This window comes from Streptomyces sp. GC420 (genome assembly GCF_009916105.1).
Taxonomy (GTDB): domain Bacteria; phylum Actinomycetota; class Actinomycetes; order Streptomycetales; family Streptomycetaceae; genus Streptomyces.
In genome coordinates this window covers 1-1,552 of sequence record NZ_JAAAXQ010000730.1, presented here as the reverse complement: position 1 = coordinate 1,552, position 1,552 = coordinate 1, and the positions used below count along the sequence as shown (strand labels likewise).

2 protein-coding genes are annotated in these 1,552 nt (G+C 67.5%); one reads left to right on the top strand and one right to left on the bottom strand.

Annotation, left to right across the window (positions count from 1 at the left end; all coding sequences use genetic code 11):
- Positions 1-290: 290 nt before the first annotated feature.
- Positions 291-716 (bottom strand): hypothetical protein, encoded by a 426-nt coding sequence (locus GUY61_RS38215; RefSeq protein WP_208106978.1) that lies wholly within the window; start codon positions 714-716, stop codon positions 291-293.
- A gap of 298 nt (positions 717-1,014) precedes the next feature.
- On the opposite strand from GUY61_RS38215, the gene GUY61_RS38210 reads away from it, so the two are divergent.
- A partial coding sequence (locus GUY61_RS38210) for a hypothetical protein (protein WP_166634877.1) occupies positions 1,015-1,552 on the top strand: 538 nt, incomplete at its 3' end.

Here is a 1,552-nt window from a genome sequence, read left to right as displayed (position 1 = left end):
CGGTCGTCCCGTCTTGGCCCGCGGTATGAGTGGAGCGAGCAACTCCCACTCCTGGTCGGTGAGTTCGTGACGGCGTATCACGCCACCATGATCCACCATCTAGCGATCTTTGAAGACGGACCCTAGTTCGTGACCCTGTCCCCGGCGGGAGCGGCGCGCAAAGCGGCGGCAGGGTCCCAGACGCGGCGGCTCCGTTCGTCCCGGCGAAGGCAGGCACGCACAGCCCCAGGCGGCCTCGACCACGCGTGGACGAACGCAGGTAGCGGTGCATGCCTCCCCCAAGGGCGGTCTTACTGGTCGTTGACGACCGTGGCGTAGCTCGTCATGCCTGCCGAGTCGTAGTACGCGAACTTGATGCGGCTCCCCTGCCCACCCAGCTTGTTGGGAGAGGTGCTGTTCTCGTAGAAGTCCTTGTTGCAGTACACCCAGGAGTCTCTGTACCACTCGCCGTAGCAGACGCCTTCGCGGTAGGTTGTCCAGACTCCGCTCGAGTTCTTGAGCTCGTTGATCCAGTACACGCGGGGACTGCCGTCCGCGTGGTCGCCGGCCCAGACGCGGAAGACGTCGCCGTAGCGCTCGAAGCAGCCCAACCCGCCATCACTGTCGTCGTTTCCGAGCCGGACGATGTCGCCGCATCCCTCTGAGGCGGTCAGGGTGCCCCAGTCCTCCTCGTATGAGGCGGAGTGGGCGGAGGTGGCGAAAGCCAGCGGCGTCACGCATGCCAGAGCTGCCGCGAGAAGTACGCGCCTTGGATTCATCGGAAGGCCCCCTTGGGGTTGACGAACGGATCGGTTTCACGTCTTGCGTGGGCAGGACCTGTAGTCGGCAAGACCCTCCGAACCCTGCTGACGTAGCTCAGGTGGGACAAGGGGAAAGGCATGTCCCGGACAGTCGGCACGCTGTCCGGCCTGGTCAGCGACTTGTCCGGGACAGGGATGCCAGCGCGACGGCTAACCTGCTGCTCGTGCCGCTGGTTGTGGGCCGGGCCGTCTCTCCTCTGCCTGGAGCGCACTCATGGCGAGCGTTTGTGTGGACGACAGCTATTTCGACGTCGGGGACGACGGCCGGCTGACGATGGTCCCGGGCAGTCTCGGGCTCCGCGAGGTCCTGTACTTCAAGGAGCCGGGGACTCACGAGTTCAGCAAGGGCGATTACGAATGGCTCGCCAGGATCTTCGTGCAGGTCCAGGCTGCCGGGGGCGGCGCGGCGGGCGCGCGGGCGAACGCGAACCAGATGGTGAGCGCGCCGGGTGGTGCCGGGGGCGGCTACGCGGAACGGCTCATCGAGGCGTCGGCGCTGGGTGCTACGGAGACGATCGTCGTGGGGGCGGGTGGCATCGCGGGCACCGCGACGGTCGACGGCGGAAACGGCGGCAACTCGTCGTTCGGCGGTGTGTGCACCGCGAACGGCGGGGCCGGTGGGCAGGTCGTCATGACCTCCGGGGACACGCCAATCTGCTACTCCGGGACGCCGGGCGCGCTCGCCGGGATCGGCGGTATCGCGCAGGGCGGAGGGGCCGGTGGGGGCTGCCTCCGGCTGACGGGCAATCAGG